Source organism: Zobellia russellii, from assembly GCF_044597075.1.
In the GTDB taxonomy this organism is placed as follows: Bacteria; Bacteroidota; Bacteroidia; order Flavobacteriales; family Flavobacteriaceae; genus Zobellia; species Zobellia russellii.
This window is the reverse complement of record NZ_CP139000.1, coordinates 4,296,931-4,311,094: the sequence shown is the minus strand read 5'-3', so window position 1 is coordinate 4,311,094 and position 14,164 is coordinate 4,296,931. Positions and strand designations below refer to the sequence as shown.

Annotated in this window: 13 protein-coding genes and 1 other RNA gene; 7 read left to right on the top strand and 7 right to left on the bottom strand. The window is 38.6% G+C overall.

The window, feature by feature from the left end; translation table 11 throughout:
- Positions 1–14: 14 nt before the first annotated feature.
- Positions 15–554, bottom strand: a complete 540-nt coding sequence (locus SJY45_RS17675) for a hypothetical protein (RefSeq protein WP_215438256.1) — start codon at positions 552–554, stop codon at positions 15–17.
- A 118-nt stretch (positions 555–672) separates the two neighbouring features.
- Entirely contained in the window at positions 673–1,146 is a 474-nt protein-coding gene (locus SJY45_RS17670) for a hypothetical protein (protein WP_400072452.1), read from the bottom strand.
- Positions 1,147–1,322: 176 nt separating this feature from the next.
- Here SJY45_RS17670 and kdsA point away from each other — a divergent pair, with 176 nt between their 5' ends.
- A complete protein-coding gene (kdsA, locus tag SJY45_RS17665) occupies positions 1,323–2,141 on the top strand; it encodes a 3-deoxy-8-phosphooctulonate synthase (protein ID WP_215912788.1) in 819 nt (272 codons plus the stop codon).
- Between the two features lie 119 nt (positions 2,142–2,260).
- The gene (locus SJY45_RS17660; protein ID WP_400072450.1) at positions 2,261–4,228 is read left to right on the top strand and encodes a hypothetical protein; all 1,968 of its coding nucleotides are present in this window, start codon (positions 2,261–2,263) and stop codon (positions 4,226–4,228) included.
- A 19-nt stretch (positions 4,229–4,247) separates the two neighbouring features.
- On the opposite strand, the gene SJY45_RS17655 is transcribed toward SJY45_RS17660, so the two are convergent.
- On the bottom strand, positions 4,248–4,607 hold the full coding sequence (locus SJY45_RS17655; RefSeq protein WP_289061777.1) for a DUF1801 domain-containing protein: 360 nt from the start codon (positions 4,605–4,607) through the stop codon (positions 4,248–4,250).
- A 77-nt stretch (positions 4,608–4,684) separates the two neighbouring features.
- On the opposite strand from SJY45_RS17655, the gene SJY45_RS17650 reads away from it, so the two are divergent.
- Together SJY45_RS17650 and SJY45_RS17645 are read left to right on the top strand one after the other, a co-directional pair.
- The gene (locus SJY45_RS17650; protein ID WP_289061776.1) at positions 4,685–5,356 is read left to right on the top strand and encodes a DUF1361 domain-containing protein; all 672 of its coding nucleotides are present in this window, start codon (positions 4,685–4,687) and stop codon (positions 5,354–5,356) included.
- 68 nt (positions 5,357–5,424) lie between these two features.
- Complete coding sequence (locus tag SJY45_RS17645; RefSeq protein ID WP_400072447.1) at positions 5,425–6,537, top strand: Sb-PDE family phosphodiesterase; 1,113 nt, start codon at positions 5,425–5,427, stop codon at positions 6,535–6,537.
- Here SJY45_RS17645 and SJY45_RS17640 read toward each other — a convergent pair.
- Both SJY45_RS17640 and SJY45_RS17635 read right to left on the bottom strand, forming a co-directional pair.
- Positions 6,534–6,803: a hypothetical protein gene (locus SJY45_RS17640; protein WP_215912793.1), complete on the bottom strand. Its 270-nt coding sequence runs from the start codon at positions 6,801–6,803 to the stop codon at positions 6,534–6,536. The two genes, SJY45_RS17645 and SJY45_RS17640, sit on opposite strands and share 4 nt — an antisense overlap.
- 81 nt (positions 6,804–6,884) lie before the next feature.
- Positions 6,885–8,084, bottom strand: coding sequence for an NAD(P)-dependent oxidoreductase (locus SJY45_RS17635; protein ID WP_400072445.1), 1,200 nt, complete (start codon positions 8,082–8,084; stop codon positions 6,885–6,887).
- Positions 8,085–8,408: 324 nt separating this feature from the next.
- Between SJY45_RS17635 and ssrA the strand changes: the two genes are divergently transcribed.
- Positions 8,409–8,806, top strand: a transfer-messenger RNA (tmRNA) gene (gene ssrA / locus SJY45_RS17630).
- A gap of 54 nt (positions 8,807–8,860) precedes the next feature.
- Here the strand turns inward: ssrA and SJY45_RS17625 are convergent.
- Positions 8,861–9,607, bottom strand: a complete 747-nt coding sequence (locus tag SJY45_RS17625; RefSeq protein ID WP_400072443.1) for an arylesterase — start codon at positions 9,605–9,607, stop codon at positions 8,861–8,863.
- Between the two features lie 22 nt (positions 9,608–9,629).
- Here SJY45_RS17625 and SJY45_RS17620 point away from each other — a divergent pair, with 22 nt between their 5' ends.
- Positions 9,630–10,319, top strand: a complete 690-nt coding sequence (locus tag SJY45_RS17620; protein ID WP_400072441.1) for an ABC transporter ATP-binding protein — start codon at positions 9,630–9,632, stop codon at positions 10,317–10,319.
- A gap of 47 nt (positions 10,320–10,366) precedes the next feature.
- Positions 10,367–12,862 (top strand): ABC transporter permease, encoded by a 2,496-nt coding sequence (locus SJY45_RS17615; protein WP_400074371.1) that lies wholly within the window; start codon positions 10,367–10,369, stop codon positions 12,860–12,862.
- Positions 12,863–13,078: 216 nt separating this feature from the next.
- Here the strand turns inward: SJY45_RS17615 and SJY45_RS17610 are convergent, their stop codons facing one another.
- Positions 13,079–13,675 (bottom strand): hypothetical protein, encoded by a 597-nt coding sequence (locus SJY45_RS17610; RefSeq protein WP_400072439.1) that lies wholly within the window; start codon positions 13,673–13,675, stop codon positions 13,079–13,081.
- Between the last annotated feature and the right edge of the window lie 489 nt (positions 13,676–14,164).

Genomic DNA, 14,164 nt, shown 5'->3' with positions numbered 1-14,164 from the left:
TATGTGTCAGAGGCTTAACGACGTTTTCCGAATGCCCAGCCTATACGTGCAGCCAATAACAAGGCCAAACCATTTTCATTCTGAGTTTCAGAATACCCCAAACCACCTTCCAAACGATAGAAAAACCCTCGTCTATAGGTACGTTGAATTCCATAAACCGGGCCAACGGCAAGAATACTTTCGGACAAGGTTAAATCGCCAATAAAAGGTTTTTGGTCTTGATACGCCATTAATATGGCAATATAGTTTCCTGAATTACCGGAAATATTTTTCCCTTTATCCAGCCGCCTGTCCATATTGTAATAGTAACGCAACTGCCCTCTTAGAATGGGATAAATACCAAATTCGGTCTCGCAACCGGTACAACCTCTTAAACCAAAGCCAGAAACAAACTCCACAGTAGCTGTTGTATTCCTGCCCAATCCTTTCTCATAAAGAATAGCGGGCATGGGCAATCCTAACTGAACTTGATGTTCCTCTACATTTTTTTGGTTCTGTGCATTTGCAAAAATTGTAAAAACAAAAAAAACGAGTAAGATATTGGTATTTTTCATATAATGGTTCAGCTATTAATTGAGTCTAAACAATCATCAAATATCAAGCCTAAAATTCATTTTTCCCAAACAAATTGTAAGAAAAAATAACTCGATTTATTTTCAATTAAAAAACACATTAACGCCCAACACACCATCGTTTTTCACTAATAATCCAGCCAATACTTAAATTGGCTACAGGATAAACCCCACCTTTAAACTGCCCTGAATAGTAGGCTGCACCAACATCTACAGAAAAATTAAAACCGGAATCATAACTGCGCTGCAATCCTGTTACCAAACCCGCATAACCAAAAGCCCCTTTTACTTCTTCTCCATTAATTGTTCTAGAACCAGGAAAAAAAACCGCTACAGCAGGTGCTACATAATTTGCGGAATTACCATAAATCTGTCTTCTATTTTGTTGCCTTTTTTCAAAGTTGTAGTAATACCGATACTGACCAGCAACAGCAGGGAAAAAACCTAGTTCTTCGTAAATATTAGACCGTAACGGATCTAAACCCAATTGCATTCCTGCCTTTACATCAAAAGTAGTGTTCGTGCCAAGTGCCATTTCATACTCAAAACCAGGGTTTAAGAGATTGACTTTCATTTGTCTCAACTCACAATTTTTACCAAATTGCGCATTTACTTGGCAAACTAGTAACAATAGTAAAAACAAGGGCAGGCATTGTTTAAAGTACATGTAGATCTGGTTTTTATACAATCTTATGTAAAGACAACAGTTAGCCTCATAAAATAGTATCTTTGCTCAAAAATTTTCGACGAATGGACTTATCCTTAATTCCTCAAATAAAACATACCGATAGCAATAACTTTTTTCTACTTGCTGGCCCTTGTGCCATAGAAGGTGAAGATATGGCGCTGCGCATTGCAGAACATGTTGTTACAATTACCAGTGATTTAAAAATACCATATGTATTTAAAGGTAGTTTCAAAAAAGCAAATAGAAGCAGGCTTGACTCTTTTACAGGTATTGGCGATGAAAAAGCGCTAAGGATATTAAGGAAAGTTTCCGAAACTTTTAAAGTACCTACGGTAACCGATATTCATACAGAACAAGATGCCGTTATGGCTGCGGAATATGTAGATGTATTACAAATTCCGGCTTTTTTAGCACGACAAACGGATTTAGTAGTTGCTGCTGCAAATACAGGGAAAACCGTGAACATCAAAAAAGGACAATTCATGAGTCCGGAAAGCATGAAACATGCGGTTAATAAAGTTACCGAAACGGGTAACCAACAAGCAATTATTACCGATCGTGGCACCATGTTTGGCTATCAAGATATGATAGTTGATTTTAGAGGCGTACCTACCATGAAACAATTTGCTCCTGTTGTGCTGGATGTAACCCATTCGTTACAACAACCAAATCAATCTTCAGGAGTAACAGGTGGCAGACCTTCATTAATAGGCACTATGGCAAGAGCAGGAATTGCAGCTGGCGTAGACGGGCTTTTTATAGAAACACATTTTGATTGTGCCAATGCAAAAAGTGATGGTGCCAACATGCTAGATTTAGGGTTAATGAAAAAATTGTTGACTGATTTGACAGCTATTAGAAAAACTATTAACGATTTGTAATAGTCATTTCATAAGAACATGTCATGTAGTTGATAGATTATCGAAAAAAATCTGTTCAACGACAAAACTTCACAATAATTACTTCTTAAAAGGGTTATCGAATTGATTAAACCATCAATATGCGTATTCGATACACTTTTTATGTTCTTTTTTTCGCTTTGACCAGTATTTTACGAGCTCAACACGATGAGACATTCGGATCAATAAAACCGGACGAATTTAAAATGACGGTCTACCCCAATGATTCCACAGCTAATGCGGTTGTGCTTTACGAAAGTGGCAACAATTACTTTGAGGTTATTAATGATAGAATTCAAATTGTAAAGGAGTACCATGTAAAAATTAAAGTTTTTAATGAAAAAGGCTATGACCAAGCCACTATTTCAATTCCTTTAAGGAAAAATAAAAAGTCTTCGGAAAAATTAGAGGAAATAAAAGCTATTACACATAACGGAGCCAACCAAACCCAAGTACTTTCCAAAGATATATTTACAAAAGACCGGCATGAATTTGCTACGGAAAAGACCTTTACTTTTCCCAATCTAAAGAAAGGAAGTATTCTTGAGTACAAATACAAATTGATATCTCCGTTTATTTATAATTTTAAAGGATGGAAGTTTCAATCCGATATTCCTAAAATATTTAGTGAGTTTAAAGCTAAAATTCCAGGAAACTACTTCTATAATAGGGCTATGATAGGAAATTTGGAATTAGACATAAACGAATCGGATATTAAAAAGAATTGTTTTCACATTGAAGGGTATTCTCAAAGTGCCGATTGCGAAGTATTGACCTATGCAATGAAGGATATTCCGGCATTTGAAGTAGCGGAAGAATTTATGCTTGCACCTTCCAATTATATTTCACGTATTGATTTTGAACTTTCCGAACATAGAAGAATAGATGGCGTAGTTGACCGTTATACCAAAAGCTGGAAAGACGTTGACCAAGAGTTCCGCACCGATAAGAACATAGGAAGACAACTTACCAAAAAAGGATTCTTTGAAAACCATGTACCGGAAACCCTATTGAGCGAACCGGATAAACTACAACGTGCTAAAAACATTTATGCATTTGTCCAGAACCATTTTAGCTGGAACGAAGAATATGGAATTTACGGAAAAGCCCGGGTCAAAGAAGCTTTTGATGAGGGTCGTGGGAGTGTTTCCGAAATAAACATGTCTTTAATAAACCTTTTAAATGCGGCCAATATTAAAACTAACCTAATGTTGATGTCTACCCGTAAAAGCGGTCTGCCCAAAAAATCCCATCCGGTAATGAGCGATTTCAACTACTGCATTGCCAAATTGGATATTGATGGTAAAACATACTTGCTAGACGCTACCGATAAGTACTTAGAATTTGGAATGTTACCTTATAGAGCCTTGAATTATTATGGCAGGGTAATGGATTTTAAGAATGATAGTTACTGGCACACCATAGAGGCCGAAAGTGACAACCAACATAAAATACGTATTCAATTAGATTTTGATACGGAAGAAAAAAAAGCAATGGGTCTATTAGACATATCCAATACAGGATACAATGCCATTAGCACTCGCAAGAATATTGACACTCAAACCAATGATGAGTATTTAGACAGCATAGAAGAAAGCTTTGAAGGAGATTTTAGAATTACCTCCTATGAGCAGAAAGAGGAAAAACAAAGTGATAAAAAAACATCGGAACGCCTAGGTTTTGAAATGCCCAATGCCTTGAATGGAGAAATGGTCTATTTCAATCCCTTTTTAGTACGCTTTTTCCCAAAAAACCCATTTTTGCTTGAGAAAAGGGCTTACCCTGTAGATTTTGGTTACGCCCGTAAATTCAATTATCTAATGGCCATTACCATTCCTGAAGGTTACCTAGTTCATGAACTTCCAAATTCCAAAACCGTACAAATGGGAGAAAACTTGGTCAGAATGAATTTTCAAACACAAAGTAACAGTAATCATATAACTATTCTATTTGAGCTTTCTATCAACTCCCCACATATAGGCGCAGATGATTATGAAAATCTAAAGGCCGTCTTTAAGCATGTAACGGATATACAGAACAATTCGCTTATAGTATTAAAAAAAATATAATATCTGATGTTTTCTTGGTTTACTTATAAAACTTCGCATCCCGCACAGCATATGCCTCTTTCAGCAAGTCTTTAAGGACTCTATCGTTTATATCTTCCAAGGAAGTATAGCGCAAAGATTTCATAACTTTGCGCCCTTGGGTAACCATATGCTCTTGGTGTACGGTCAGGTGGGCCGCTTTCCAAAAACCTAGATCAACATAATTTTTGCTCTGGTTTAAATAACAAAAAGGTTTCCCATTGATATAATAAAATGGAATTCTATATTTGAACTTTAAATCAACATCGGGAACCGCTCGTTCTATAACCGATTGCAAATGCAATAAGATACTTCTAAAAGGCTCAGGCTTATCAAGAATATAATGTTCTGCTGGGTTCATTGGCAAAAGTTAAGTTCAACAACAACAAATATAACCACCTCCCGTTCTACTTTATAGACTAAATCTTCAGTTTTTTCATGATTATCAGCGCTTTAAAAAACAATTTATTTCATAAGAGATTACTGTTGCTCACTGCATTGGGCACCATACTTCTAGCGTTACGGGTATATTTAACACAATCCATAGATTTTACTTTTTTACTCTGGAATCTGTTTTTGGCGCTTATCCCGCTCTTTCTTTCCAAGCAATTTTTATTCAATGTTCAAGTTGGAAAATCGCGGACATTACGTATTGTAATCCTAATGTTGTGGATACTCTTTTTACCCAACAGTCCTTATATTATTACAGATTTTGTTCATTTAGATGGCTCAAGACCCACTTTTTGGCTGGATCTTTTGTTATTCTTCGTTTTTTCTCTGAACGGATTAATTTTAGGTGTCCTCTCTATGATGGATGTCTTTAGCTACCTTAGAAAACGAAACCATCCTGTCTTGGCCAATGCTATTTTGCTATTTGTAAGTTTATTGAGCGGTTATGGTGTTTTTCTTGGTCGTTTCTTACGTTTTAATTCGTGGGATATTGTAACGAAACCTTTGACTTTAGCTCAAAGTCTTTTTGACTCCTTGTTCTTAGTTGACGCATGGTTGTGGATTTTTGGTTTCGGAAGTTTTATTTGGGTGTCTTTTTGGGCACTTAAACCGTTCTTACGAGGACACGGTACAACGTCTTTAGATAGTTCAAAAATTTAACTTTACTTAATACGGTTTAATAAAGGTTGAAATTGTTGTTGTATATTTTAGCAACATAAACCAACCTCATGAAAAATTTAGCCTTTTTAGTCGTATTCCTTACGCTACAGCACACCTTTTCACAAACACACTCCCATAGTGGAGCGCAACCTATGACCTACCCTGATATTGACGGGTACAAAACCTTAAAAACGGATTTACACCAGCACACCGTTTTTTCGGACGGGAATGTTTGGCCCACCATTCGTGTGCAAGAAGCATTACGGGAAAATCTTGATGCCATCTCCCTTACTGAGCATCTAGAGTACCAGCCTCATGAAGCGGATATTCCACATCCTAACCGCAACCGTTCCTATGACCTTGCCCTGGCCGAAGCCAAAGAACACAATCTTCTAATTGTTCACGGTTCGGAAATTACACGTTCGGCGCCTGTGGGCCATAATAACGCGATTTTTATTCAAGATGCTAATTTATTGAATGTTGATAAAGCCGAAAAAGCGTTCTCGGAAGCCAAAAAACAGAACGCCTTTGTCTTCTGGAATCACCCGGCCTGGTACGCTCAAAGCCCTAAAGGCACTCCCATTCTAACAGATTTTCAGAAAAAACGCATTAAAAAAGGAGAGTTGCACGGCATTGAGGTCATAAATTCTGTTGACTATTCTGAAGAGGCACTAACCTTGGCGTTAGAAAATAATTTGACGATAATGGGTACAAGTGATATTCACGGACTTATTGACTGGGATTATACCGAAAAAGGAAATCACCGCCCCATTACCTTGGTGTTCGCCAAGGAGAAAAATATGCAAAGCTTGCAAGAAGCCCTTTTTACAGGCAGGACCGTGGCCGTTTACAATGATTTAATGGTAGGCAAGGCCGAATTCTTAAAACCTCTATTGCAAAATAGTTTAGAGGTGGTAAAGGCCAAATACAGACCAAAATCCCAAATACTGGAAATACAGTTAAAAAACATAACCAGCAGCGATCTGTTGTTTGAAAATGAAATGGAATATACTTTCTATGACAGTTCTCCCGTATTTGAAATACCGGCTGGAGACACAAAACAATTACTGGTCAAGACGTTGGAAACCAAAACTGAAATACTACTAAAATTAAAAGCGCTTGGCTGTTTTACCGCACCTAGGCAACAGCCCATTATTGATTGGAAAATATCCGTAAACTAGTGGCTGGCCAATGCCATCTCCATTTTCTTATTAAAATCCGGTTTAATCTGCTGTAGATACAGAAGCGGAGTATCATCTGACAAGGTTACTTTCTTAGAGACAAGATCTACATTAAAATGAAAACATGAAAAATCCGAACAGCATTCCATATCAAAATGTGCAATCAAAAACTTAATGATTTTTGGTCGAAACTCGTATTCAAGTTCTATACATAGACGATGTAATTTCTCATCTATTTCACGACCAGCAATCCAATTGAATGTCATAGGTTCTTGTTTTAAGAGCATCACAATATAACAATTATTAACAATACCTTAACAATAAAAAAACTATTTATTTACCTTACATTATGACTCCACATAGTCCGATAAATACTGGTAACGTGGTGTAAGCTTACCATTTTTGGTCATTCTTGCTCGTTCTAACACTCCATCCTTATCTCCATTAAAAAAAGCAGGTATAACATTTTTAACAAATGCCTGCCCAAACCCTTCACTAGCATCTTGAGGAATTTCGCAAGGTAAATTATCTACCGCCATAACCGCTATGGCCGTATCATTTTTAAAATTGGTTTCAGATTCTGTTTTAGGGTCATACCCATAAATAGGGTCCGCAATTGTAGAAGGACGTATGGTGGTTGCCACAGGACCATCTATATCGCAACTTACATCTGCCACCACCTTTATTTTAAAATCTTCTTTTTTAGCATCTTCCCGAGTAAAAAGATATGGGGCTCCCTGCCCATAAAAATGGCCCGCGATAAAAAAGTCCGACACTTGGGTGAAACGGAAAAAATTGCTTCTGTACTCTTCTGGGTTGGCAAAAAAGTCGGCCTTATTACCTCTTACGCCGTCTTTTCTCTTATTATAATCGGAGGCATCTATTTGGCAATATACGGGCTCGTTAAAATCTTTCTCCAGGTATTGGGTTACATTTACTTTTTTGATATTCATGGCATCCAGCATTTCCCGCGCTCCGTTGCCAACCCTTCCTCTCCCGGTAAGTATAATCTTTATATTGGGAAGCTCTATTTTTTGGAGCTCGGCAATCAACTCTTGCTGATTGGCCAGGTTCTCTGCCTTTGGCAAATCATACAACTCGTATTTTAAACCGTAGGTGCGCAGTCCGTTATATGCCCCAACAATACCCGCATAGCGCCCGAAAGCTACTAAACGCTGTTCTTTATTATTGGTTATTACCTCGTGATCATATAGTTCTATATTCTTTTCCAATACGGCACGTAACAAGTCACGATTATATGGCTGTTCTTTTATAGTATGGGAAAAGAAAAAGTATTTTTTATTGGGAATCAAACTTGTAATGGGCACTTCCTTTACGCCTAAAAGCACATCGCATTCCTCCATTTTGGATGCAACGGTCAGGCCTTTTGCGGAATATGATTCATCCGAAAAAACCCTGATTGGGGAAGGCTCCACAATTATTTCTGCCTTGGGTTGATTGGCCAAGACTTTTTGGCAGGCTTCTGGCGACAATACTACCCGCCTATCAGGTGGATTTTTACGTTCCCTTATGATTCCGAACTTCATGGTACTGGGCTTTTTAACTGATACAAATTCTTACTATTCAAAAGTACCTTTTGAATGCAGCCAATCAAAACTTTTTTTGGAATACTTTTTGGGGTATCTTTGCCGACCGCAGTACTTTTTAGGGTACTAAAGGATTTTGGCGTTAGGGATAGTAGCGGTTACCCCACAGGACGAATTTGCTTTTTTCGCAAATTGGGCCGAGGAGTAAAAGCGGATAGCCCGCTCGAACGCACAGATTACGATTATGCCTTTCTATAATAATGTGAGGCAGTTCTTTGAAAATAAAATGGGATAAGGTAAACGAAAAACTTACCTGCTCATTACGGGGCCGACTGGTTTTGACAGCGAGACCAATGGTATTGTAAGCATGTTGAGCGCTGGGGTACAGCTCATTAATATCATACTTCACACTTTTAATTGGCGAAAACAATTACGCTCTTGCCGCATAATCTGAATTATAGTAAGATTTGCCTCGTTCCGACAAGGTCGGAAAGCGAGATGTCTCTGAACAGCCCTTGTTGGCGGCGGTTCATTTAGAGGCACCAGAAAAGTCAACATAAGGCCGCTAGTGCTTTGATAGCGGCACCAAAACTTTAAGAAGCTAAGTGTATATTAGGCCGTTTCCGGTCAGGTATGCATCGAAAACCAAGCGGAAACTAAACATGTAGAAAGCAGTATTATTGCTTGTTTGGACGAGGGTTCGACTCCCTCCGGCTCCACAAAATTAAAAAACCACCTTTTTAGGTGGTTTTTTAATTTTATCGCAGGTGCAACATCTAACTTTTAAGCAAAGGCTGCAAAGTCTCCCATACCGTATTGGCCACAATTTTATGACCTTCAATGGTAGGATGGATTCCATCGGGCTGATTTAACGCAGCAACACCACCTACATCTTTCAAAATAAAAGGAATAAAACCTATATCATTTTTATCAGCTATATCTATAAAAAGCTGCCTGAATTCCGTGGTGTATTTTTCTCCCATATTTGGGGGCAACTGCATACCGGCCAAAATGATTTTGGTATCGGGACTTTTCTCTCGCACTACATCTATTATGCCTTGTAGGTTGGCTCGTGTTTCGGATAAGTCTACTCCGCGTAGGCCGTCATTGGCTCCCAGTTCCAAAACAAAAATATCTATATCCTGCTTTATGACCCAATCAATTCGGCTTCTGCCTCCAGCGGTAGTTTCTCCACTCACCCCTGAATTGATTACGGTATAATCCAAGTTTAAGGAATCAATCTTTTGCTGCACCACTCCAGGATAGGCATCATTGCTATCATCAAGCCCATAACCCGCTGTTATACTATCACCGAAAAACAGAATGCGCTTTGTTTCGGTATCTGCCGTTATGGTTTCTTCTACTGCTTCCGAAGTATTCCCTACCTCAGCCGTCTTTTCCTTTTTTGCATCACCACAAGAAAGTAGAAACAGGGCTATAAAAAAATAACTAAACTTTATGAGTTTCCGCTCCAATGACATTGGCAATTTAGAACGGAAATCTTTATTATGCGGCTTGAACATAAATGGTATTTAAATTAAGATCATGTCAAAGATATTAAAGATTACCGGTTTGGAGAGAACCTACACCAGCGGTAACAAGCAATTAACAGTTTTGCACGACATTACTTTTGATGTTGAGAAAGGACAGACTTTTTCAATCGTAGGACCCTCGGGAAGTGGCAAAACAACCTTACTGGGTTTATGTGCGGGTTTAGATGCGCCAAATGCAGGTTCAGTAGAGTTATGCGGACAGGATTTAAATACCTTAAATGAAGACGAACGCGCCCAGTTACGTAATAAGGAAGTCGGTTTTATATTTCAGAATTTTCAGTTGTTACCCACATTGACCGCTCTGGAAAATGTGAGCGTTCCACTAGAACTTCAAGGCGCCAAGGACGCAACAGAAAAAAGCAAGAACTTATTGGAAAAAGTGGGCTTAAAAGACCGCTTACACCATTACCCTTTTCAATTATCCGGGGGTGAGCAGCAACGGGTAGCATTGGCAAGAGCTTTTGCCAATTCGCCTTCCATCTTATTTGCTGATGAGCCTACAGGAAATCTAGATACGGAAACCGGTGAGAAGGTCATTCAGTTGTTGTTGGACCTGAACAAGGAAAATGGAACCACTTTGGTCATCATTACCCACGATTTAGAATTAGCCAATCGTACGCAACAAATATTGCGGCTTAAAGGCGGAAAAATAGTAACCAATCAACCTACTGCTTCAATTTGATGAATTCTAAATCTAACGAAAGTTTACGGACACCCTGGCTTTTTAAAATGGCTTGGCGAGATGCCAAAGCCAGCAAAGTGCGCCTGCTACTATTTATGGCTTCGATTATTCTGGGCATTGCAGCGGTCGTTTCCATACAATTGTTCAGCACCAATTTAAAGGATAATATACAGCGCCAATCAAAAGCGCTGATGGGTGCCGATTTTAAAATAGACTCAAAACAAATTCCTACGGAACGGGCTCAGGCCATTATAGATTCGTTACGGCCCGGTGCTTATGAGGTCAACTTTGTATCCATGGTGGTTTTTCCGAAAAATGGTGGCACCAAATTGGTAAAGGTACAGGGCTTAGACGGTAATTTTCCCTTTTACGGAGACATTGATACCGAACCGATAACAGCTGAAGAAACTTACCAAAAGTCGGGCGGCGCATTAGTAGATGCTACATTAATGCTTCAGTTTGATGTACACCCCGGGGATTCCATAAAAATTGGCGAACTGACCATTCCTATTGCAGGGGCATTAAAAGCTATTCCCGGAAGCACGGCCATTTCAAGTTCTGTGGCACCACCGGTAATCATTCCCTATCGCTATATTGAAGCGACAAATCTGTTGCAATTTGGAAGCCGAAAGGAATATCAATATTACTACAAGGTACAAGATACGGTCAACTTAAAGCGACTTCAAGACCAACTGGAACCTGAACTGGAGCTAGAAAATGCGGACCTGGACACGCATACCAGTACTACCAACCGTTTAGGCCGGCGTTATGACAACGTGGGCAAATTCTTGAACCTAGCAGCCTTTATCGCCTTGCTTTTAGGGTGTATTGGTATTGCCAGTTCCGTTCACATCTATATCAAAGAGAAATTAAAGGCCATCGCCGTTTTAAAATGCATGGGGGCTTCAAGACTTCAAAGTTTTCTGATTTTCTTAATTCAGATAGGCGGAATAGGTATCGTTGGAGGTCTTATTGGCTCCTTGATAGGTATTGGTGTTCAAGAGCTATTTCCTTACCTGCTTAAGGAATTTTTACCTTTTGACCTTGAAATTACCATTACCGCACAACCACTAATTATTGGTGTGTTGCTCGGGCTATTTATGTCCGTTCTGTTTGCGCTTTTGCCTTTATTGAGAACTTGGTACGTATCGCCATTAGATGTACTGCGTGTAGATGAAAATTCATCGCAAGAACCGCAATCCATACGGTTAATGGTATTTGGGGCTATTCTGGTATTCTTATTTTTATTTTCTTATTGGTTGATAAGAGATGCTAAATTTGCTTTGGCATTTGTTGCCGGAACCCTTGTAACGTTTACTGTTTTAGGACTTGTAGCTTCACTATTTAGAAAAATGGTCAAACGTTTTTTTCCGAAGAACTGGAGCTTTACGGCACGGCAAAGTTTGCTCAACCTGTTCAGGCCTAATAACCAAACGGTGGTATTGGTGGTGGCTATAGGTTTGGGAACGTTCTTGATCAGCACCTTATATTTTACCAAAGATATTTTGTTGGCAAAAGCAGAACTTGGGGACACTTCTGAAGCGGCCAATATGATTATTTTGGATATTCAACCAGAACAGCGTGACTCAATTGCTAAAACGATAAGTGACAAAGGCTTTCCGGTACTCAACAATATTCCGCTGGTGACCATGCGGATGCAAAAAATTAATGGTGTTTCGGTAAATGAGCTGCGAAAAGATACCACAAAGCAAATTCGCCGTTGGATATTGAATCATGAATTCAGAACCACGTACCGCGATTCGCTCACACCTTCTGAGAATCTGCTAGAAGGCACTTGGACTCCAGAAATAAAAGAGGGTGAAACCATCTCTATTTCTATTTCGGATAATCTGGCCAGAGACGCCAAATTGAGTGTTGGCGACCCTGTGGTTTTTAACGTGCAAGGGGTACTAATGGAAACCACCGTTGGCAGTATCCGAGAAGTGGATTGGGCCCAGATGCAGCTTAATTTTTCCGTGTTGTTTCCTAAAGGGGTTTTGGAACAGGCACCACAATTCAATGTGTTTACAAGCAATGTTCCGGACGAAAAAGGTTCGGCTTTATTGCAACGGGATTTGGTGGAAAAATTCCCGAACGTAACCATTATCGATTTACGACAGGTTTCTACTTTAATAGAGGACATACTGGACCAGGTGTCGTGGGTCATTAACTTTATGGCCTTCTTTAGCATCTTTACGGGTATTATTGTACTAATCGGCTCCGTAAGAACTAGCAAATACCAGCGAATTAAAGAAAGTGTACTCCTTCGTACTTTGGGTGCCAAGAACAAACAGATTTTAAGAATATCCGCTTTAGAATATGTTTTCTTAGGCTTATTAGGAAGTCTTGTAGGAATTGTACTTGCCTTACTAAGCAGCCTCTGTTTGGCCGTATTTGTCTTCAAGGAACCTTTTGTACCCTCTTTGGTTCCGTTTATGGTGTTCTTGCCGGGAATTACATTGCTTGTCCTAATTATTGGCCTCAGCAATATTCAAACGGTATTGCGCAGTTCGCCTTTGGAGGTTTTGAGAAGGGAAGCATAAAAAACTAAATACCTCGTGATAAAAACAAAAACCCCGTAAGCAAATTGCTTACGGGGTTTCATATATTTTTCAAAACAACAGTCTTTTCCTACCTATCATTTATTTCTACCAGCTTGTCATCGCTCCATTCGCCACCGGCTACTAAATCTCCGTCTGAAACCAAAACTAATATTTAGGCTTAAAAATTCATTGGCTTCCAAAATAATAAATCAATATTTAATGCTCTAATGAAAAATAATCCATTACCGCATCATAATCATTTAAATCTAATCCATCCTCTTTCAATTGTTTTCTCAAATCAGAATCCCCAGACTTCCCAGTAGTACTGTTTGATTCAACAATAAGAACTTTAAGTTTTGTCATATTACCAGCAGTAACCGTGGCACCTGCATTACTTCCTGGTTGGTACAAATACACCCAAAATCGACCTAAAGCGATTTCCACTCCAACATCCATAAAATTACTACCAAAACCTGAATCAAGGTATCTTGGTGCGGGAATAGGGATATAAGTACCCTCCAAAGTTTTTAAATAACCTACTACCAAATCATTATCGATAACATCTTGTGTCAATTGTGGTACATCTACAGCAAAATTTGGACCTGTCTCATTCGATATGTCAAATAAATATGTTTGCACATTGGCATTCCCATCTACTCCATCCGCACCATTAATACCGTCAGTACCATTGGCACCTGCTGGCCCTATGGGCCCAATAGCCCCATCCTCACCATCTTCTCCTGTACAAGCAAGAAGACTTATGGTAAAAAAAGTCACCAAAACAATTTTTGTACTACAAAACAATTTTCTCATAATCAAAACAATTACGGGTATAAAAATTAGAAATATTATAACTAGTTCGGGTTCAAAGTAAAATGAAAAGTTTTTGATAATAATTATAATTTGTATAGTTGACCTAGTTTTAAGTATAAGTTGTAATTATATCATTTTATTCCGTATAAGGAGGTGTCTTCTGTTTTATAACCTTTAAGTCAAAAATTACCATTCCAATTTTAGTTGAAGAAAATCTTATTTACACTTCAAAATAAATTTACTAACCATATAAATTTCAGCAATTTCGAATGCTAAAAATTAAATCCCCGTGAACACTATGTTCACGGGGATTTTTATTTCTATGTTGACAGAATCGTTGACAATTTTATTAAGACTGCTTTACTCCTAACCCATCTGTTTTTATGCTTATGAGCATCATAATTCTATTAGGATAAAACTTTGAAAGAAGTTCTCTATATTTAGAAAGATATTAAGACATGTGATCAAATAACCTTAAAACAAAGTGTT

Excerpts from the sequence above, each read along its gene's own strand:
- SJY45_RS17675 (WP_215438256.1), bottom strand. The coding sequence starts at position 554 with ATGAAAAATACCAATATCTTACTCGTTTTTTTTGTTTTTACAATTTTT.
- SJY45_RS17670 (WP_400072452.1), bottom strand. The coding sequence starts at position 1,146 with ATGAAAGTCAATCTCTTAAACCCTGGTTTTGAGTATGAAATGGCACTT.
- kdsA (WP_215912788.1), top strand. The coding sequence starts at position 1,323 with ATGGACTTATCCTTAATTCCTCAAATAAAACATACCGATAGCAATAAC.
- SJY45_RS17660 (WP_400072450.1), top strand. The coding sequence starts at position 2,261 with ATGCGTATTCGATACACTTTTTATGTTCTTTTTTTCGCTTTGACCAGT.
- SJY45_RS17655 (WP_289061777.1), bottom strand. The coding sequence starts at position 4,607 with ATGAACCCAGCAGAACATTATATTCTTGATAAGCCTGAGCCTTTTAGA.
- SJY45_RS17650 (WP_289061776.1), top strand. The coding sequence starts at position 4,685 with ATGATTATCAGCGCTTTAAAAAACAATTTATTTCATAAGAGATTACTG.
- SJY45_RS17645 (WP_400072447.1), top strand. The coding sequence starts at position 5,425 with ATGAAAAATTTAGCCTTTTTAGTCGTATTCCTTACGCTACAGCACACC.
- SJY45_RS17640 (WP_215912793.1), bottom strand. The coding sequence starts at position 6,803 with ATGACATTCAATTGGATTGCTGGTCGTGAAATAGATGAGAAATTACAT.
- SJY45_RS17635 (WP_400072445.1), bottom strand. The coding sequence starts at position 8,084 with ATGAAGTTCGGAATCATAAGGGAACGTAAAAATCCACCTGATAGGCGG.
- SJY45_RS17625 (WP_400072443.1), bottom strand. The coding sequence starts at position 9,607 with ATGTTCAAGCCGCATAATAAAGATTTCCGTTCTAAATTGCCAATGTCA.
- SJY45_RS17620 (WP_400072441.1), top strand. The coding sequence starts at position 9,630 with ATGTCAAAGATATTAAAGATTACCGGTTTGGAGAGAACCTACACCAGC.
- SJY45_RS17615 (WP_400074371.1), top strand. The coding sequence starts at position 10,367 with ATGGCTTGGCGAGATGCCAAAGCCAGCAAAGTGCGCCTGCTACTATTT.
- SJY45_RS17610 (WP_400072439.1), bottom strand. The coding sequence starts at position 13,675 with ATGAGAAAATTGTTTTGTAGTACAAAAATTGTTTTGGTGACTTTTTTT.